The organism is Marivirga sp. (assembly GCF_024636815.1).
GTDB lineage: Bacteria > Bacteroidota > Bacteroidia > Cytophagales > Cyclobacteriaceae > Marivirga.
Genome location: NZ_JAGXGF010000062.1, coordinates 38,798 through 58,213, shown reverse-complemented (window position 1 = coordinate 58,213; position 19,416 = coordinate 38,798). Strand labels below are relative to the sequence as shown.

At 36.5% G+C, this 19,416-nt stretch carries 14 protein-coding genes; 7 read left to right on the top strand and 7 right to left on the bottom strand.

Annotated features, from left to right (window positions below):
* Window positions 1-370 precede the first annotated feature (370 nt).
* Window positions 371-1,483 carry a GDP-mannose 4,6-dehydratase gene (gmd, locus tag Q0L29_RS04935; protein ID WP_296619573.1) on the top strand — a complete coding sequence of 371 codons (1,113 nt, stop codon included), beginning with the start codon at window positions 371-373 and terminating at the stop codon, window positions 1,481-1,483.
* Entirely contained in the window at window positions 1,476-2,405 is a 930-nt protein-coding gene (locus tag Q0L29_RS04930) for a GDP-L-fucose synthase (RefSeq protein WP_296619571.1), read from the top strand. Before gmd ends, Q0L29_RS04930 begins: the two co-directional genes overlap by 8 nt.
* A gap of 626 nt (window positions 2,406-3,031) precedes the next feature.
* Here Q0L29_RS04930 and Q0L29_RS04925 read toward each other — a convergent pair.
* The gene (locus tag Q0L29_RS04925) at window positions 3,032-4,315 is read right to left on the bottom strand and encodes an acetyl-CoA hydrolase/transferase C-terminal domain-containing protein (RefSeq protein ID WP_296619569.1); all 1,284 of its coding nucleotides are present in this window, start codon (window positions 4,313-4,315) and stop codon (window positions 3,032-3,034) included.
* 649 nt (window positions 4,316-4,964) lie between these two features.
* Here Q0L29_RS04925 and Q0L29_RS04920 point away from each other — a divergent pair.
* Complete coding sequence (locus tag Q0L29_RS04920; RefSeq protein ID WP_296619567.1) at window positions 4,965-5,438, top strand: hypothetical protein; 474 nt, start codon at window positions 4,965-4,967, stop codon at window positions 5,436-5,438.
* A 26-nt stretch (window positions 5,439-5,464) separates the two neighbouring features.
* Here the strand turns inward: Q0L29_RS04920 and Q0L29_RS04915 are convergent, their stop codons facing one another.
* The 5 genes from Q0L29_RS04915 to Q0L29_RS04895 form a co-directional block, all read right to left on the bottom strand.
* Window positions 5,465-5,815, bottom strand: a complete 351-nt coding sequence (locus tag Q0L29_RS04915; protein ID WP_296619566.1) for an STAS/SEC14 domain-containing protein — start codon at window positions 5,813-5,815, stop codon at window positions 5,465-5,467.
* Between the two features lie 337 nt (window positions 5,816-6,152).
* Window positions 6,153-7,616 carry a glutamate synthase subunit beta gene (locus Q0L29_RS04910; RefSeq protein ID WP_296619564.1) on the bottom strand — a complete coding sequence of 488 codons (1,464 nt, stop codon included), beginning with the start codon at window positions 7,614-7,616 and terminating at the stop codon, window positions 6,153-6,155.
* A 1-nt stretch (window position 7,617) separates the two neighbouring features.
* Complete coding sequence (gene gltB / locus Q0L29_RS04905) at window positions 7,618-12,141, bottom strand: glutamate synthase large subunit (protein WP_296619562.1); 4,524 nt, start codon at window positions 12,139-12,141, stop codon at window positions 7,618-7,620.
* Between the two features lie 223 nt (window positions 12,142-12,364).
* On the bottom strand, window positions 12,365-13,480 hold the full coding sequence (locus Q0L29_RS04900; protein ID WP_296619561.1) for a PQQ-dependent sugar dehydrogenase: 1,116 nt from the start codon (window positions 13,478-13,480) through the stop codon (window positions 12,365-12,367).
* A 451-nt stretch (window positions 13,481-13,931) separates the two neighbouring features.
* Window positions 13,932-15,692 carry a long-chain fatty acid--CoA ligase gene (locus tag Q0L29_RS04895; RefSeq protein WP_296619558.1) on the bottom strand — a complete coding sequence of 587 codons (1,761 nt, stop codon included), beginning with the start codon at window positions 15,690-15,692 and terminating at the stop codon, window positions 13,932-13,934.
* 185 nt (window positions 15,693-15,877) lie between these two features.
* Between Q0L29_RS04895 and Q0L29_RS04890 the strand changes: the two genes are divergently transcribed.
* Window positions 15,878-16,192, top strand: a complete 315-nt coding sequence (locus Q0L29_RS04890) for a hypothetical protein (protein WP_296619557.1) — start codon at window positions 15,878-15,880, stop codon at window positions 16,190-16,192.
* A 98-nt stretch (window positions 16,193-16,290) separates the two neighbouring features.
* On the opposite strand, the gene Q0L29_RS04885 is transcribed toward Q0L29_RS04890, so the two are convergent.
* Window positions 16,291-16,710, bottom strand: a complete 420-nt coding sequence (locus tag Q0L29_RS04885) for a nucleoside-diphosphate kinase (RefSeq protein ID WP_296619555.1) — start codon at window positions 16,708-16,710, stop codon at window positions 16,291-16,293.
* A gap of 194 nt (window positions 16,711-16,904) precedes the next feature.
* On the opposite strand from Q0L29_RS04885, the gene Q0L29_RS04880 reads away from it, so the two are divergent.
* The 3 genes from Q0L29_RS04880 to Q0L29_RS04870 are packed head-to-tail and all read left to right on the top strand — an operon-like array spanning window position 16,905 to window position 19,411.
* Window positions 16,905-17,948 (top strand): bifunctional oligoribonuclease/PAP phosphatase NrnA, encoded by a 1,044-nt coding sequence (locus Q0L29_RS04880; protein ID WP_296619553.1) that lies wholly within the window; start codon window positions 16,905-16,907, stop codon window positions 17,946-17,948.
* Window positions 17,935-18,867: an FKBP-type peptidyl-prolyl cis-trans isomerase gene (locus Q0L29_RS04875; RefSeq protein WP_296619551.1), complete on the top strand. Its 933-nt coding sequence runs from the start codon at window positions 17,935-17,937 to the stop codon at window positions 18,865-18,867. Before Q0L29_RS04880 ends, Q0L29_RS04875 begins: the two co-directional genes overlap by 14 nt.
* Before the next feature lies 1 nt (window position 18,868).
* Window positions 18,869-19,411 carry an FKBP-type peptidyl-prolyl cis-trans isomerase gene (locus tag Q0L29_RS04870; RefSeq protein WP_296619549.1) on the top strand — a complete coding sequence of 181 codons (543 nt, stop codon included), beginning with the start codon at window positions 18,869-18,871 and terminating at the stop codon, window positions 19,409-19,411.
* The last annotated feature ends 5 nt before the right edge of the window (window positions 19,412-19,416 follow it).

Below are 19,416 nucleotides of genomic sequence, written 5' to 3'. Positions count from 1 at the left end.
TCGCTGTTTAGAGGTGGGATAGGAAAAGCTTTTCCATATAATCCAATATACTGCGTTATCTTCCCTCGATATAGCCCGCTATATCTTCTCAAAGACGCCTTGTCTATTGAATTATATGAAAATCTGAATTTACAAATTAGAGTCGAACTCAGGTTAAAAGCAAATTAAAGATTAAGGGCAAGCTACAGAGAATATTCTAACATTCAACTTCATTATTAACGTTGCGTCTTCGCGCCTTTGCGTGAAAAAACTCGCTTTAGCGAGATAATTTAAAGCCTTAGGCTTTCGAGAAAAAAAGGCTACTTTCTAAAATCTCAAAAAAGACTTTTCTATTTTTCAAGAGAACCCTAATGATTAGATATATATAAATATGAAAAAAGCATTAATTACAGGAATTACTGGTCAAGACGGAGCTTATCTAGCAGAATTATTATTGAAAAAAGGCTATGAAGTACATGGAATCAAACGAAGAAGTTCCCTTTTCAATACTGATAGAATTGACCATTTATATCAGGATCCTCACGAAAAAGAACTTAGGTTTATATTGCATTATGGAGATCTAACAGATAGCATGAATATTACCCGAATTATTCAAGAGGTTCAGCCTGACGAAATATATAACTTGGGAGCCATGTCCCATGTTAAAGTTAGTTTTGAGACGCCCGAATATGTTGCAAATGTAGATGGAATGGGTGTTTTAAGAATTTTAGAAGCAGTAAGGCTTTTAGGTTTGCAAAATAAAACAAGGATATACCAAGCATCATCTTCAGAATTATATGGATTAGTTCAGGAGACCCCTCAATCAGAAAATACTCCTTTCTACCCCAGGTCTCCATATGCGGTAGCCAAAATTTACGGTTATTGGATTACTGTGAATTATAGAGAGGCTTATAATATGTTTGCTTGCAATGGAATTCTGTTTAATCACGAATCTCCGCTTAGGGGCGAGACTTTTGTTACAAGAAAAATCACCAGAGCGGTTTCAAGAATTGCTTTAGGACTGCAAGAAACTTTTTACCTGGGCAATATAGATGCTAAAAGAGATTGGGGACACGCGGAAGATTATGTGGAGGCCATGTGGAGAATACTACAACAAGACCTTGCGGAAGACTATGTGATAGCTACCGGAGTGACTACCTCCGTTAGAGATTTCGTTATTAAAGCCTTTGATTATGTAGGTATTGAGTTGGAGTTTAGAGGCGAAGGAGTAGATGAAATAGCGGTAGTCAAGAAATGTAGAAACACGGAATTTAAATTAAAAGAGGGGAGTGTCGTTTTAAAAATTGACCCTAAATATTACAGGCCAACAGAAGTAGATTTCCTTTTAGGAGATCCAACTAAATCAAAACAAAAACTGGGTTGGGAACCTAAGCATGACTTAGACTCTTTGGTTAAAGATATGATGAAATCTGATTTGGAATTATTCAAAAGAGATATGCTATTACTAGAAGGAGGGCATAAAGTCAATAAATATCATGAATAAAGATTCGAAAATATATATTGCCGGACATAGAGGGATGGTGGGTTCTGCCATTCATCGGAAATTACAAAAGGAAGGCTTTCAAAAAATTATAACTAAAACTTCAAAAGAATTAGATCTAAGGGATCAGCTAGCCGTTGCTGATTTTTTTGATAAAGAGAAACCCGAATATGTTTTTTTAGCAGCAGCTAAAGTGGGTGGAATTTTAGCCAATAATAAATATAGAGCGGAATTTTTATACGATAATTTGTTGATACAGAATAACGTAATTCATCAAAGCTACTTGAATGATGTTACTAAATTACTTTTTCTAGGCTCATCTTGTATTTACCCTAAATTAGCACCGCAACCATTAAAAGAAGAATATTTGTTGACGGGAAAGCTTGAACCAACAAATGAGCCTTATGCCATTGCAAAAATAGCGGGAATAAAAATGTGTGACGCATATAGAGATCAATACGGTTGCAATTTTATTTCTGCTATGCCTACAAATTTATATGGTCCTAATGATAATTATGATTTAGAAACTTCCCATGTGCTACCTGCATTAATCAGAAAATTTCATGAAGGTAAATTAAGCAATACAGAAGCGGTGCAACTATGGGGGACTGGCTCTCCCAAAAGAGAGTTTTTACATGTAGATGACCTTGCAGATGCATGTTATTTCTTAATGAATAATTTTAATGAAAAGGGGTTTGTTAATATTGGAACAGGTATTGATATCTCAATTAAAGAATTGGCCGAATTGATTAAGAAAATTGTTGGATATTTTGGTAAACTTGATTGGGATGATTCTAAGCCAGACGGTACTCCAAGAAAACTAATGAATGTTGATAAGCTAACTAATTTAGGGTGGAATTATAAAATTGAAGTAGAAGAGGGAATTTTATCTGTTTATGAAGATTTTAAAAGTAAAGTTTTTTAGGCAGAACAGATCTTATTTCAACTATAAAAGTAATATACGCTAGAATTTAGAATAGTTTTCATCAGAATCTGGCTGACAGAAGATAATGGAATCAAGTACATGGATAAGTGGTTTGGGTAGCATAAGCCAAGGGAAGATAAACACCCTCGGTCAGACAAGCCAAAGGATTGAGGTGATTCACGCAAAGGAAAAAAATTCAGTTTAATAATTTTGAAACTAAATTTTCTGCAATAATAAGATTTATTTTTCGAAATAAAATATTAATACCAAGGCCAGGAAAAAGTCAAAAGATTATTTTTCAGTAAACATTCCCTCCCTTTACTCCACTTCAAAACAAAAGGTAGCCAAGGCTACCATTACTTTAACCACAGAGTGACGCAAAGATTTCACTAAGTTTCACGAAGAATAATGAAAACCTAATTGTCCCGTATTCCTCAGTAAGGCTTTTCCTCTATGTTCTTTGTGAAAATCTTAGATGTTAACCCATAAGTAGCCAAGGCTACATTTATTTTAACCACTGAGTGGCTCAAAGTATTCACTAAGCTTCACAAAGAAGAATGAAAGCCATAGGCTTTCTCTTTTTGTCCTTTGTGAAAATCTTAGCGAATCTTCGTGGTTTAAAAGCTTTAATGTTTGTTAAATCTTTCAAAAGCTGCTCTTTCCAATTCCTCTCTGGCATCAGGATGCGCAATCGAAATTAATGCCTTTGCTCTTTGCGTTAAGTTCTTACCGTATAAATCCACCACACCATATTCAGTCACAACATAATGAACGTGAGCTCTGGTAGTCGTAACTCCAGCTCCTTCCTGTAAATAAGGAACAATTTTGCTTACCCCTTTTTTAGTGGCAGCCGGCATGGCTATAATTGCTTTTCCACCTTCCGATAAAGAGGCTCCACGAATAAAGTCCATTTGTCCACCCACTCCTGAAAACTGCATTTTTCCTATCGTATCAGCACATACCTGGCCTGTTAAATCAATTTCTATGGCAGAGTTAATAGCCGTTACCTTAGGGTTTTTCCTGATGATGGCCGTATCATTGGTATAGGCAGCCTCTTTCATATGTACCAAAGGATTATCATCCATAAAGTCATATAATTTTTTAGAGCCTACAGCAAAGCAAGTCACCAGCTTACCAGTCTTCACTTCTTTTTTACTTCCATTGATCACACCACTTTCCACTAATGGTAAAATACCATCTGAAAACATTTCAGTATGTATGCCTAAGTTTTTATGGTTTCCCAGATTTTGTAAAGCCGCATTTGGGATAGCCCCAATTCCCATTTGAAGGGTAGCGCCATCTTCCACTAAACCTGCAACATGTGCACCAATTTTCAGCTCAATTTCGGAAGCTACTGGGATTTCATGTCCGTGAATAGGTTGATCGACTTCAATTGCATAGTCTACTTGACTAATGTGAATGATTCCATCACCATGAGTTCTTGGAACATTGGGATTAATTTGGGCAATCACTAATTTGGCAGTTTGAATAGCCGGTATTGTTACATCCACCGAAACACCTAATGAACAATAGCCATGATGGTCTGGTGTGGAAACTTGGATAAAAGCCACATCCAACGGCAAAATATTTCTTCTAAATAGCCAATGTACCTCACTCAAAAATATCGGAATATAATCTCCTCTACCGGCTTGGATAGCCTTTCTCACATTTCCGCCTACAAAAGCACTATTAATTTTAAATGATTTATAATAAGGTTTTTCTGTATAAGCAGCTCTGCCTTCCGTATGCAAATGCATGACTTCTACATTTTCTAATGATTGATGTCTGTTAGCAAGAGCATCAATCAAAGTGACCGGTGTCATGGCTGCTCCCTGAATAAATACCCTATCGCCTGATTTTACGTTTGAAACAGCTTCTTCGGCTGATACTATTTTTAATGAATTGTTCATATTTCCTTTTGTTTTGCGATTGCAAATTTACTATTCATTAGATAAGTATTGCTTGAGCAAAACCAATGAAAAGAATGATTTATATCAGGGTTTTTAATAAGGTATAGACAAGGTAAAGACTAATGTTTTTTTGTTGTATCAAAATACAAGTGATTTGATTCCAGAGCTGCTATATCTACAGTATTTAGTATAAAATCTATCCTTCTCACAATAATGTCACCCCTAACGGGGCTGGGGGTGTGCTTAAGCTGGCTTACCATAATATCGTTCCGCTGGAACTTTGTATCAATCTGCAACCAATATTAAAGTAAAAAACAAAAAGTAGTTTACAAGAATATTGTATTCAAAGAAGGGCTTTGATAGCAAACTTTTGCCCCATAGGGGTAAAATTATGGTAACATTTTAGTATGACTCGTCCAAAGCTCCGTTAGGAGTGACATTATGTAGCTAGGGATTTTTTCATAAGCTTAGTTATTAATATCAGACTTTGGAAAAGTCTGACATAAGTATAAAAGTATTTTTTTAAGCCAGCAAATTCTAACATAATTTGATCTAAAATATGTTCTATGCATTTCCCCCGCCAGCTGGCTGGAATAAAAAGAGGGCTTTCAACCTTTTTCATTAAATTAGAAGCAAACTTCACTATAATATGAGCGAACAACCCTATTTAAATATAAAAAATGGACTTTTATTCCCTTTTCTCTTTCAAGTGTTGGGATACGTATTTCTATTTTCAGGGATATTCCTTTTAGGCCTCAATATTTGGGTAAGTATTATTTTTATTTTGCTAGGGGTATTAATAGTATCTGCTTATTCGGGAATTGAATTTAAGAACGATCAATTTCGGGATTATAATGCTTTCTTTTTTATAAAGAATGGCAAGTGGGAGCCTTTAAAAAATGTGGAAAAGATATTTATTAAAAGAATTAAAGTCAGCCAGAAATTATATGGCAGAGCCAATCAGAGCTCTATTATCAGGAGTCATATGTATAAAGCATTTTTAAAATTTGATAATGGCGAGTCTTTATTACTATATGAGCATAAAAATAAAGAAAAAGTCGAAAACAAGGTGAATAAAATATCCCAATTCCTAAATACTAAAATTGTAGATTACGCCAATTAAAATTGTTAGAATTGAATCAAACAGTTTTATCTAGCTAAACCCGCTTGATTTTGAAATGAAAAAATTGTTTTTAAAACTGCTCTTATGGCAAAATGTGGAATGATATAAGCAGTGCCTTTGCAGTAAGTTTGAATTGTTTTCCAATGTTGGCTAATCCATAAAGCTTGCTTCTTCTGATGTGCTAATGAAGGAATAGTGGCTTTACTTGCATCAAATATTATCGCCAAAGATTGCCTGTCATCATAGCTACTTTCTAAATCTGCTAAATACTGTTGAAAGTTTTCATCTGTACCTTTCTCACCAGTAAAAGTAACCGTAACGATAGGTTTTTGATGTTCAACTATTGCATACTGTGTCATGTCTAATTTATTTTCCATTGATTAAACCATGGAAATGAGAATAAGTTTTGATTTGACGTTTAGATATGAAGTTCAGGAAGTCGAATTGAATTATAAGAAAATGAGATTTTTAGCACGGGTTTACAAGTGAGGTTAATACTAAATCTGCAGTATACCCTTTAAAATGCGATTCACAATATCGGAGGAAAAAACGCTTATCAAAAGGTTAATGGATCAGGAAGAATATAATATTCAGAAGCAAAAATTTATAGATGCCATAGAAGAAGCACTTGCTGAATAGAAATAATTTAAACCGCTTTCTAAGAAATAACTTTTCCAAAGTTCTCAACTTTGGAAAAGTTATTATTAATTAAATTTACCCTAATTCTGCCACATTATAGAAGGAATCATCCTTAGCCGGAAGCTCGCTTTTACCCATTAAAAATTCATCCACTTCCCTTGCTGCTTCTCTTCCTTCGGAAATGGCCCAAACTACTAGTGATTGTCCTCTTCTGGCATCGCCAGCGGTAAATATATTATCCACATTTGTTTTGTAATCGTTGGCCGCCACTGTTCCAGTTTGTGTTTTATGAACTCCTAAGCTTTGTAATAAGTGATTCTCCGGATGGGAAAACCCAATGGCCAGTAAGGCCAGCTCACAAGGCACATCTCTTTCCGTGCCTTGAATTTCTTGCATAATTTGACTTCCGCCTTGATTTACCCATTCAATATCTACTAATGTGATATGGCTTAACTCGCCTTTATCATTCCCTTTAAATTCTTTTGTCAATACGCCCCATTTTCTTTCTCCTCCTTCTTCATGGGAAGAAGAGGTTCGTAAAGTCATGGGCCATAATGGCCACGGGTCGCTTTCGCCTCTAGTTTCTTGGGGTTTAGGCATTAATTCTAACTGCATTACCGAGCTTGCATTCTGTCGGTGGGAGGTACCTATACAATCTGAACCTGTATCACCTCCACCAATGACTACTACATGTTTTCCTTCAGCCGAAATTTTATCTTCAATGGAATCGCCAGCTACTTCTTTATTTTGCATGGTTAAGAAATCCATGGCATATTGAATGCCTTTAAATTCCCTTCCGGGGATAGGCAAGTCTCTGGGAACTGTAGAGCCAGTGCAAATCACGATGGAATCAAAGTCATCTTTCAGCATATCAGGATTGATGTTTTTCCCAACTTCCGCATTCACTTTGAATCGAACGCCTTCCTCATCCATAATGTTAATTCTGCGCTCTACATATTGTTTTTCGAGTTTGAAATCTGGAATTCCGTAACGTAATAAGCCCCCAATTCTGGATTCTCTTTCAAAAACGGTTACCCAATGTCCAGCTTTATTCAGTTGGTCGGCAGCCGCTAGGCCAGCAGGACCGGAACCTATAACAGCTATTTTTTTTCCTGTACGCTCTTTGGGTGGATTAGCTTTCATATAACCCAGTTCATAAGCCTTTTCTGCTATCGTTTTTTCGATATGCTCTATAGCTACTGCCGGCTTATTGATGCCCAATACACAGCTTGCCTCACATGGAGCGGGACAAATCCTCCCCGTAAATTCAGGGAAATTATTGGTTGAATATAATATATCAGCTGCTTCTTCCCATTTTTCTCTGTAAACCGCATCATTAAATTCAGGAATAATATTGCCTAGCGGACAACCAGAATGACAAAATGGGATTCCACAGTCCATACATCTTGCTGCCTGCTTTTTGGTTTTCACTTCAGGAAAAGGCTGATATATTTCCTTGAAATCTTCTACTCTCTTTTTTGGGGATCTGCTATCGGGCAACTCCCTATCAAATTTTAAAAATCCGTCTTGTTGTCCCATTTTATGCTACAATTTTTTCGTTCTCTTTCTGTGCCTCAGCTTTTCTAGCTTCCAGTATGCGTTTGAAATCATAAGGAATTACCTTGATGAATTGTGGTAAATAATCCTGGAAATTAGCGAGTATTTTTTTCGCTTTTGGACTGTCTGTGGCCTGAGCGTGATAACTAATCAGTGTTTTTAATTCTTCCACATCATCTTCGCTAGGGCTTTCCAAGCTTACCATAGCTTGGTTGCAATTATCTTTAAAGGCCTTCTTTTCATCCAGTACATAAGCAATACCGCCACTCATTCCGGCAGCAAAGTTTTTACCGGTTTCTCCCAATACTACTACTCTTCCGCCTGTCATATATTCACAGGCATGGTCTCCAACACCTTCTACCACTGTACTGACACCGGAATTCCTCACTCCAAAGCGTTCGCCAGCCATTCCATTGATATAGGCATAACCAGAAGTAGCTCCGTAAAAGGCAACATTACCGATGATGATATTCTCAGAGGCCTCAAAATCAGAATTCTTCGGTGGATAGATGATGAGTTTTCCTCCCGAAAGTCCTTTTCCGTAGTAATCATTGGATTCACCTTCTATTTCAAAAGTGACTCCTTTCGCTAGAAAGGCACCGAAACTCTGACCTGCAGAGCCTTCAAATTTATATCGGATGGTATCTTCTGGAAGTCCGTCTCCTTTATATTTTTTACTGATTTCATTGGATAAAATAGCCCCAACTGCTCTATCGATATTTCGAATAGGGAAAGTATGCCTTACAGGCTTTTGATTTTCCATTGCTTCTTGGGCTGTTTCCAGTAATTTCCAATCCAGCACTTCTTCCAATTCATGCTCTTGCTCGATTTGTTTGAAAACTCCTACTTGCTCGGGTATGTTTTCCTGATAAAGAATTGGGCTTAAATCCAGATCCTTCAATTTCCAGAAAGGCACATCATTTCTAACTTTCAGTACTTCTGAGTGACCAACCATTTCCTCAATTGTTCTAAAACCAAGTTGAGCCATGATTTCTCTCAAATCCTCCGTTAAGAATTTGAAGAAATTCACGACATGCTCAGGCTCTCCAGTAAATAATTTTCTTAATTCTGGATTTTGAGTAGCAACTCCTACCGGACAGGTATTAGTATGACATTTTCTCATCATGATACAACCTTCCACCACCAGGGCTGCGGTGGATATTCCCCATTCTTCGGCACCTAGAAGTGTTGCAATAGCCAAATCTCGTCCGGTTCGCATTTGTCCATCAGTTTGAACCGTAATTCGACTTCTCAAATTATTTTTCACCAAAGTTTGATGCGCTTCTGCTAAGCCTAATTCCCAAGGCAATCCTGCATGTCGAATTGAACTCAGTGGTGATGCACCAGTTCCGCCATCCGCTCCGGATATTAAGACCACATCTGCATTGGCTTTTGAAACTCCAGCTGCTACTGTCCCAACTCCTGCCTGAGAGACTAGTTTTACATTTATCCTCGCTGCTCGATTGGCATTTTTCAAATCGAAAATTAGCTGAGCTAAATCTTCAATAGAATAAATATCGTGATGTGGAGGAGGGGAAATTAATCCTACTCCCGGAGTGGAATGTCTGACCCTTCCAATCCATTCATCTACTTTATGTCCCGGTAGCTGACCCCCTTCTCCAGGCTTAGCTCCTTGTGCCATCTTGATTTGTAATTCATCGGCATTCGTCAGATAATAGCTGGTAACACCAAATCTACCGGAAGCGACTTGCTTGATAGCTGATCGTTCCCAATCTCCATTAGGTTTTACTTCAAATCGTACTTCATCTTCGCCTCCTTCTCCACTATTACTTTTAGCGCCAATTCTGTTCATGGCTATAGCCAAAGTAGAATGAGCCTCATGGGAAATTGAACCAAATGACATCGCACCTGTGGCAAATCTTTTCATAATATTCTCAGCTGGCTCTACCTCTGATAAAGAAATAGGCACTCGCTTTTTGAAATCGAAAAGCCCTCTTAAAGTCAGTGTGTCTTTTACCTGATCATTAATTTTAGAGGCGTATTTTTTATATAAAGAGAAATTTGCGGTCTTAGTAGAATGCTGGAGTAAATGAATTGTTTCCGGATTGAAAAGGTGTTTTTCTCCTCTTAATTTCCATTGGTAAACGCCCCCTACTTCTAGGCCTTTTCTGACTTGCTCATTTTTAGGGAAAGCTTGCAGATGTCTCACTAAAACTTCTCTTCCCAAACCGTCAAAATCTATTCCTTCAATTCTGGAAATGGTTCCGGTAAAACATTTTTCAATTACAGTAGAATGCAGTCCTAATGCTTCAAATATTTGAGCACTTTGATATGATTGCAAAGTACTGATCCCCATTTTGGATAATATTTTCAATAATCCGTAACCGATAGCTGTTTGATAATTCGCAACAGCTTCTTTTTTAGTGATATCTTTTCCTAGAAGGTCTTTATCATGTAAATCTTCAATGGATTTAATAGCCAAATATGGGTTGATGGCACTTGCGCCATAACCGATGATAGTTGCAAAATGATGGGTTTCCCTAACATCTCCAGCTTCTATTATTAAACCAGTTTTCGTTCTTAAATTGAGTTTCACCAAATGCTGATGCACCGCTCCGGTTGACATTAAAGAAGGAATAGGAGCATGATTTTCATCTATAGCTTTATCAGAAAGAATTAAGACCACTTTTCCATTGTTGGCAGCTTCTTCTGCTTTTGCACAAATGTTATTTAAGCCTTCTTCCAATCTTCCGGGTGCTCCATCGGCTTTAAAGATACAATCGATAATTTCATATCCAAAACCTATATCTTTCAGATACATAAACTTAGCAATATCCGAATCCAGCAAAACGGGTTGTGAAATATGCACTTGCTTGGCATGAGCTGGAGTTTCCTCCAAAATATTTAAACTTTCGCCCACTCTTGTGAAAAGTGACATCACCATTCGCTCGCGAATAGGGTCGATGGGTGGGTTACTTACCTGAGCAAAAAGCTGTTTGAAATAATTGGCTATATGCTGACTTTGCTTGCTTAAGATTGCCAATGGAGTATCCGCTCCCATAGAACCGATGGGTTCCGTAGCTCGAACTGCCATATCGGCCAAAATAACTTTTAGTTCCTCAGAGGTATACCCATAAGCTTTTTGTTTTCTTAAAAGGATATTACCTGAAAGTTGTTCAACCTTAATTTCAGGAGCTGGTAAGTTACTTAATTTTACTCTATGCGCTAAAATCCAATCTTGATATGATTTATTAGCTGTAACGCCTTGCTTGATTTCTTCATCGAACAAAACCTTTTGCTGCTCGATATCTGCCATTAGCATTTTTCCGGGCTGCAATCTTCCTTTCTGAATCACATCATCGGAAGCTACAGGTAAAGCACCTGCTTCTGAAGAAACAATCAGACGACCGCTTTTGGTGATGCAAAATCTGGAAGGACGCAAACCATTTCTATCTAATGTGGCACCTACTTTTTTACCATCAGTAAAAATCAATGCTGCCGGACCATCCCATGGCTCCATAATGGAAGCATGATATTTATAAAATGCTTTCCGGTCTTTGTCCATCATGCTATTGTCTTGCCATGCTTCAGGCACTAGCATCATCAAAACATGCTCCAATGGACGACCATCCAATACTAACATTTCTACTATTCCATCCAGGTTAGCGGAATCTGAATGTTCCGGATTGGTGACCGGCAATAGTTTATTTAATTCATCTTGAGAGAATACCTTAGAATTGAAGTTGGCTTCCTTCGATTTCATTTTAGTCACATTACCTCTGATGGTGTTGATCTCTCCATTGTGCGCTATAAATCGAAAAGGCTGAGCTAATTTCCAGTTAGGGAAAGTGTTGGTAGAAAAACGAGAATGAATAATAGCAAAGGCAGATTTGAAACGCTCGTCTCTTAAGTCGTCAAAATATTCACGCAATTGATTGGTTCTCAACTGACCTTTGTAAATCACCGTATTGGTGGAAAGACTACAAACATAAAATGCTTTATTATTTCCTTGTACGTTATGACCAATAAAGTGTGTACTGTAATTTCTTAGTACAAATAATTTACGTTCTAATTCATCGATGGCCAAGTCTTTTTCAGCCTGAATAAAGACTTGCTCTATTAAAGGTTCAACGGGTTTAGCACCCGAGCCGGGTACTTTCTCATTAACGGGAATAGCTCTATAACCCAGTATTTTTAAGCCTAATTCTTGAGCATATTCATCAAGTACAGCTTTACATTCATCTGCTACTTTACTCATTTTAGGAAAGAAGAAAATACCTGTTCCTGCTGGCTTATTTTTTTCAAAAGAAATACCTGCGTCTTCAGATGTCCATTTAATGAAATGTTCATCTATTTGCAACATGATTCCGGCACCATCACCGGTTTGCTTATCAGCGCCAGTTCCGCCTCGATGCTCCATGTTTTCCAACATATCCAGCGCATCCTGAATCAGTTGGAATTCTTTATTTCCATTTATATTTACGATCGTGCCTATTCCGCAGGCATCATGTTCAAAAGCTGGGTTGTACAATGAATTTTTATGCATAAATTTGATAGTCAGTCAATTGTGAAGTATAATTTACTGATAATAACTAATCCAAAAAAGTAAATAATGTTGGAATTTAGTGTAGATACTTAGTGTCTAAATTACACTAACTAACTTTCATATGCAAATTAAAGTTCGCTGAAAATTTTAGAACTAGGGCATAAAAAAACAGCCCTATCGGTTTTGAGAGAGATAGGGCTGTTTTTGAGTATTGAAAAAAGTTTTATTTTTTTGGCATTAGTTTAACAATTTTGCCTGGACCTTCAACAGCAACATAAATATAACCGTCAGGGCTTTCGGCTACATGTCTCACTCTGCCTATGCCTTCTAACAATTTTTCTTCTTCCACATAGTTTCCTTCTCCATCCAAAACTACTCGGCATAAATATTGGAATTTAAGTGAGCCTAAAAGGATGTTATTTTTCCATGCAGGATAACGATCACTGGTCACAAAAGTCATTCCGCAAGGAGCAATAGAAGGATCCCAATAATGAATAGGCTGCATCATGCCTTCTTTTTTAGTTTCATCAGTAATGATGCTACCATCATAATCAATTCCGTAACTGATTTCAGGCCAGCCGTAATTTTTTCCTTTTTTCACTATGTTTATTTCATCTCCACCTTTAGGGCCATGCTCATGGGACCATAATTCACCAGTCTCAGGATGAAACTCCATGCCTTGCGGATTTCTATGGCCATAACTCCAAATACTTTTTTCTGCATCCGGGATTTTCACAAAAGGATTATCTTCGGGCACATCACCATTTTCATGTAGTCTGTGTACTTTTCCATAAGGATTTCCTACAGATTGTGCATTATCCATTTCGCCTCTTTCGCCTATACTGAAGAAAACATAACCGTCTTTAAAATCAATACGAGAACCAAAGTGGACTCCTGATTTAGTTTTTGGGAAAGATTCGTAAATCAGTTCTTTATCAGTTAGGTTATCTCCATTTAATTTCGCTCTCATAATGGCAGTACTGCCGCCACCATCGCCCGGTTTAGAGAAACTGAAATAAATCCATCCATTATTTTCATAATCAGGGTGTAGCTGTATATCGAGTAAACCTCCCTGGTTTTTATCATAAACTTCAGGAACACCATTTAACTTTTTGCCTGAAAATTTATCATTTTCAATGACTGAAATTTCACCGCTCCTTTCGGTTACCAGCATTCTTCCATCAGGCAACCAAGTCATGCCCCAGGGGTTATTCAAATTCTCTGCTATAGTGACTACTTCAAAATCTACTGGCAATTTTTCTTTATCAGGTTCAGCCTGGCAAGATATGACTACCAAAAAGCTGAAAATAAATGTGGATATAATGATCGGATTCTTCATAGTTAATGATTTTTGATTCATGTTATTATACCGAATTGAAGAAATATTGTTGGCTAGGTAGAGTTTAGAATTCAGGATAAATAAAAATATACTAAGGTTAAGGCGAAAATTATTACGCCCTTTCAGGGCTTGGTTGAATCTTAAATTTTTTAGCGCAGGGTTTCACTCCACGCTAAAATATGTCATCCCTTCGGGACTTGTCTTATCCAATTAAATACTAAATGTTTCTTAAATTCAAATTATGGGAATTTGTAGAACTGGGGCATTTTGACTTGTAGGCCTGAAAGGCCGTCATATTCTAACACAGGGTGAAGCCCTGTGTGATAAAATAAAAAAAACTAGCCTCAAAGCCCTGAAAGGGCGAAATACCTTAAAAATGAATCTTTCTGCCTTTCAGAACTTAGAAACTTAGCTGCTGCAGTTATTAAATTACTTCGCAGATTGATATTTATCACCCATTATAAATACTCTCAATCTCTTTTTGATAATTGCTTTCAATAATCTTTCTTTTTAAGCTCAACTTAGCGGTCAGTTCATGATTCTCAACTGTCCATGCTTTTGGCAGTAAAACAGTCTTTTTGATTCTTTCATATTGAGCAAATTGTTCATTGGCTTTATCAATTTCTTTCTGAAATTTATCAATGATATTTTGCTGTTTTACCATTTCTGCATCTGAGGAATAGGCTATTCCTTTATGGTGGCACCATTCTTTCAAGGCCTCAAAATTAGGCACGATTAAAGCACCCGGGAATTTTTGCCCATCACCAACAACCATGGCCATTTCAATCATTGTAGATTCTTTTAGCTTGTTTTCGATATATTGAGGAGCAACATACTTTCCACCGGATGTTTTGAACATCTCTTTTTTACGGTCAGTGATTTTTAAGAATTTCCCATTAATTATTTCTCCTATATCACCGGTATGGAACCAACCATCTTTATCTATTACTTCATCTGTCTTTTCAGGCTGATTGTAATAGCCTTTCATAATATTAGGTCCTTTTGCCAAGACCTCGCCATCCTCTGCTATTTTAATTTCCACTCCTGGTAAAGCTGGACCAACGGTTCCGATCAACATATCTTCTTTATTAAATCTATTAAAAGCAATACCAGGAGAAGTTTCTGTTAATCCGTAAGCTTCTAAAACAGGTATTTGCGCTGACCAGAAAATTGTAGCCAGTCTAGGTTGAAGAGCAGCACCACCTGAAGCGATCAATTTAATGTTTCCACCTACTGCTTCTCTCCATTTACTAAAGATGAGCTTATTGGCTAATTTCAATTGAAAGTTATACCATGCACCCTGATCTTTATTCCGGTCATATTTATGGCCTAAGTTTAAAGCCCAGAAAAATAATGATTTTTTAATCCCGGAAAGCTCCATTCCTTTGGCTACGATTTTATCATAGATTTTTTCGAGAAGTCTCGGTACTGTGGTAAACATATCGGGTTGAACCTCTTTCAGGTTATCACCAATTTTTTCAAGGCTCTCAGCATAATAAACTGAAACACCCCTATATATATAAAAGTAAACACTGGTTCTTTCAAAAATATGGCAAAGCGGTAGAAAGCTTAAAGATTTTCTCAGACCATCTACATCCAAATTTTCATTTACAGCTTTTGCGTTGCTCAATACGTTTTTATGCGTCAACATCACACCTTTTGGATTGCCTGTGGTGCCGGAAGTATAAATCAAGGTCACTAAATCCTCCGGATCTACAGCATCTCGGTAAGGCTGCAAATCTGTTTCATCTTTTTCACCACTCTCTTTTAATTCAGTCCATTGCGGAATTCCATCCAGCTTATCGAAAGAGTAAATATTTTTAATAAAGGGAAGACCTTCTGAGGCTTTCCTTACTTTATCATAAAGCTCCTGTTCTTCAGCAAAAACATATTTTAAGCCTGAATCCTCAAAAATAAATTTATAGTCTTTAGGCGTTATAGTAGGATACATGGGTACGCTCACTGCACCAATTTGCTGAAGTGCCAGGTCAATAAAATTCCATTCTGGTCGATTGGAAGATACTATGCCTACTTTATCATTTTTAGCCAATCCCAATTTAAGAAAACCGCGAGAAATAGCATTTACGATATTGATGACATCATCAGTACTGTAATTTTTCCAGACCCCATCATATTTATATGAAAAGGCATCATTAAGTGGATTATTTGCTTTTTGATAGCTCAATAAATCAAATAGTCGAGTAAGTTCCATGGTAGTGATATTTAATTTGTCATTAATATAAATGAAAAAAGAGCTAATGTCACTCTAACAAAAGGAAAATTTTGTTTTTGATATAAAATTAATACAAACCTTACAGCATAAAGGAAGTTATCAATACGTTTTGATATAAATTGATTATAATTCAATATATTTGGTAACATCAAAATGTAATAACAATGTTTGATTTCAAAAAAGCCAGTATCATTATTTTATTACTAGGTGCATTTTGTGTATTTGAAGTTTCAGCAAAAGAAAAAGAGGAGAAAGAAAAAGTTGAGGCTGAACCTGAAAAGAAAAAGTGTGAAAAAACTGATTCTTTAAATCAGTTTAAAGAGCGGGCAATTGTAAAGGACAGTCTTGAACAAAATAAGCAGAATACTCCGAGCTCTATGTCTTCAATGTCTTACAATATCCTATTCCAGGTAATTTACAGATATAGTTTTAAAGAAATATTTGATTCTCCAGCTGCCTCGGAGATCGTAACGAATTAAAATTTCAACTAAATCAAATTTAAAGGCAGTTAAAGAAAAGAGCCTTCGAAATTACTTTCGAAGGCTCTTTTCTTGATTTTAGAATCTAATGTCTTTTCTTAGAACTTTTCAATATCAGCAAAGAAGAAACTTCCTTCAATTTGCGCATTTTCGTCAGAATCAGACCCATGTACAGCATTTGCTTCTATAGAAGTAGCAAATATTTTTCTAATGGTTCCTTCTTCAGCATCTGCAGGATTAGTAGCTCCTATTAATTTTCTGAAATCTTCTACTGCATTGTCTTTTTCCAAGATCATAGCAACAATATTACCTCCAGACATATAAGCTACTAAGTCTTTAAAGAAAGGACGCTCCTTATGTACAGCATAAAACTGTCCTGCTCTTTCTTCGCTTAATTTGGTCATTTTCATTGATACAATTCGAAATCCACCTTCTTCAATCATTTTAGTAATTGCGCCTATGTTGTTTTCAGCCACTGCACCGGGCTTAATCATCGTAAATGTTCTGTTTCCAGCCATTGTGTTTAATTTATTATTTTGAATATTTAATGATGCAAATTTAAGGGATTAATCTGATATGAAATATTATATTTCCTTAAACTCATAATGAATTGCCTTTTTTAGCATAGGCTCAGCCCTTTAGGCGTTTGTTTTTCATGATTTTCTTGTCAACTTTGCAAATCAATTTAATCCCCACAGGGTTAATCTGATTCATGCAGGATATATTAAAACTAAAAGAGGTATTAGAAAAACCTCAAAATATTGTAATTACTACCCACCAAAAACCTGATGCCGATGCATTGGGCAGTAGCTTGGGAATTTATAATTACTTGATAAAGACTGGTCATAGTGTAACTGTGATTACGCCTACCGATTACCCGAAATTCTTAAAATGGATGAAAGGTAATGATATGGTTATGGTTTTTAACGAAAATGGAAACGAGGCAAAAGCAAAGAAATTGGTTGCAGAGGCGGATCTAATTTTCTGTTTAGATTTTTCTAATCTAAAAAGGATTAACGAATTAGGTGACGCAGTAGCGGCTTCCAAAGCTGATAAAGTTTTGATTGACCACCATCGCGATCCGGATGATTTTGCTGAATATGTCTATCATGACATGGAATCTGCTTCCACGGCTCAGTTGATATTTAAATTAATTAAGCTATTTGGAGATAAAGAACAAGTAGATAGTGACACAGCAGATTGTCTATATGCAGGTATCATGACAGATACCGGATCCTTCAAACATCCTAATACTACTCAGGAAGTTCACGAAATAGTGGCTGAATTAATCAGCTTAGGAGCAAATAATTCAGAAGTTTCCCGATTAATATACGATACTAACTCCTTAGATCGTTTGAAATTCTTAGGCTTTGCTTTGAGTGAACGACTTAGAGTATTTGAAAAAGAACATGCTGCATATTTTGCCATTTCAATGGAAGATTTGGAAAAATTTAATTCCAAAAATGGAGATACTGAAGGTTTAGTAAATTATGCTCTATCAGTAGAAGGAATTACAGTAGCTGCCCTTTTTACTGAAACGGAAGACGGTACTAAATTATCTTTAAGATCAATTGGCGATTTTGAAGTCAATGCTCTTGCGGGAGAATATTTTAAAGGTGGAGGACACAAAAATGCGGCAGGAGGTAAAGTTGAAAAGACCTTGGAGGAAACCGTTAATTTATTTGAAGGAATTATTAAAAAATACGCAACACAATTACAAAATAGAGAAAAAATAGAAGTTTATGAACAATTATAAAAGTTTAGTATTAGGATTACTTGCACTTAGCCTTTTTTGGGCATGTGACAGTGCAAAACAAGAAAAAACGGCAGACGGAGTTGAATATGTATTAATTGAGTCAAATGATGGTGAAGCTTTTGAAGAAGGCGATTTTGCTATTTATTCTTTAAAACTTGTGGACAGCAAAGATTCCGTAATGTTGGATAGTAAAGAAGTAGGGGAGTTACCTGTTCAAATCAATGATTCAATACTTTCAACCAGAGGCCCATTATTTTCAATTTTAAAAGAGTTGAAAATAGGAGATAGCATCAAAACAAAACTTACGGCTAGTCAAGTATTAACTGAAGGTTTCAGACAACCAGTTTCACCGGATAAGGATGAAGCAGAAAGATTAACTGTTTATGCTAAAGCGCTTCAAAAACTTGATACTGCTGGTTTCATGGAATGGCAACAGCAAAAGAGAGCTGAGGCTATGGAGAAAATGCAAAAAGATGCCGAAAAGCAAAAGGGAATTGATGATGAATTGATAAAAGATTTCCTTTCAGAAAACGGAATTGAGGCTAACAGAACGGAGTCTGGATTATTTTATATGATTACTGAAGAAACATCAGGTGAGAAGCCAGAAGCAGGAGATACTGTAAAAGTAAATTATGTAGGTAAATTATTAGATGGGACAGTATTTGACACATCTTATGAAGATTTGGCTAGAGAAGAAGGAGTTTATAACCCACAAAGAACATATGGGCCCATCGAAATTCCTATTGGAAAAGGAAGAGTAATTAGAGGATGGGATGAAGGTATTATGCTTTTAAATGAAGGAAGTGAAGCTACTTTGTATATTCCATCAGGATTAGGTTACGGAGCTCGTGGCTCAGGTGCAGCAGTACCGCCAAATTCAACCTTAATATTTGATGTTGAGCTAGTGGAGGTAAAATAATATGAAAAAAGTTATTTATTTGATGATGGCAGGACTAGTTACAGTCCTGTTTTCATCTTGTGACAATGATGAGTGTGAAAATCTTAGAGGGGAATGTCCTGAAGAGCAATTAGCTAAGGACGTACAAATTATAGAAGAATATCTAGAAGAAAATAACCTGACAGCTCAAAGAGACCTTTCATACGATTTATTTTACATTATAAAGGAAGAAGGAAATGGAGCTAAACCTGAAAACGGTCAGCAAGTTGAGGTTAATTATGTTGGTAAATTCCTCGATGGAAAGGTTTTCGATACTTCTATAGAATCTATAGCAAAAGAAGAAGAAATATATAGCGAATCAAGAACTTATCAACCATTTAGTTTTACCCTGGGTAAAGGTCAAGTTATTTTTGGTTGGGATGTTGGTATTAAATTATTAAATGAGGGTACAAAGGCTACTTTAATTCTTCCTTCTTATATGGCCTACGGACCTAGAGGTAATTCTTCAATACCACCGAATACCGTTCTACTTTTTGAAGTAGAACTATTGAGCGTCAATAATTAAAAACC

What these genes read in the sequence shown, in the direction of transcription:
- gmd (WP_296619573.1), top strand. Translation starts at nt 371, where the DNA reads ATGAAAAAAGCATTAATTACAGGAATTACTGGTCAAGACGGAGCTTAT.
- Q0L29_RS04930 (WP_296619571.1), top strand. Translation starts at nt 1,476, where the DNA reads ATGAATAAAGATTCGAAAATATATATTGCCGGACATAGAGGGATGGTG.
- Q0L29_RS04925 (WP_296619569.1), bottom strand. Translation starts at nt 4,315, where the DNA reads ATGAACAATTCATTAAAAATAGTATCAGCCGAAGAAGCTGTTTCAAAC.
- Q0L29_RS04920 (WP_296619567.1), top strand. Translation starts at nt 4,965, where the DNA reads ATGAGCGAACAACCCTATTTAAATATAAAAAATGGACTTTTATTCCCT.
- Q0L29_RS04915 (WP_296619566.1), bottom strand. Translation starts at nt 5,815, where the DNA reads ATGGAAAATAAATTAGACATGACACAGTATGCAATAGTTGAACATCAA.
- Q0L29_RS04910 (WP_296619564.1), bottom strand. Translation starts at nt 7,616, where the DNA reads ATGGGACAACAAGACGGATTTTTAAAATTTGATAGGGAGTTGCCCGAT.
- gltB (WP_296619562.1), bottom strand. Translation starts at nt 12,141, where the DNA reads ATGCATAAAAATTCATTGTACAACCCAGCTTTTGAACATGATGCCTGC.
- Q0L29_RS04900 (WP_296619561.1), bottom strand. Translation starts at nt 13,480, where the DNA reads ATGAAGAATCCGATCATTATATCCACATTTATTTTCAGCTTTTTGGTA.
- Q0L29_RS04895 (WP_296619558.1), bottom strand. Translation starts at nt 15,692, where the DNA reads ATGGAACTTACTCGACTATTTGATTTATTGAGCTATCAAAAAGCAAAT.
- Q0L29_RS04890 (WP_296619557.1), top strand. Translation starts at nt 15,878, where the DNA reads ATGTTTGATTTCAAAAAAGCCAGTATCATTATTTTATTACTAGGTGCA.
- Q0L29_RS04885 (WP_296619555.1), bottom strand. Translation starts at nt 16,710, where the DNA reads ATGGCTGGAAACAGAACATTTACGATGATTAAGCCCGGTGCAGTGGCT.
- Q0L29_RS04880 (WP_296619553.1), top strand. Translation starts at nt 16,905, where the DNA reads ATGCAGGATATATTAAAACTAAAAGAGGTATTAGAAAAACCTCAAAAT.
- Q0L29_RS04875 (WP_296619551.1), top strand. Translation starts at nt 17,935, where the DNA reads ATGAACAATTATAAAAGTTTAGTATTAGGATTACTTGCACTTAGCCTT.
- Q0L29_RS04870 (WP_296619549.1), top strand. Translation starts at nt 18,869, where the DNA reads ATGAAAAAAGTTATTTATTTGATGATGGCAGGACTAGTTACAGTCCTG.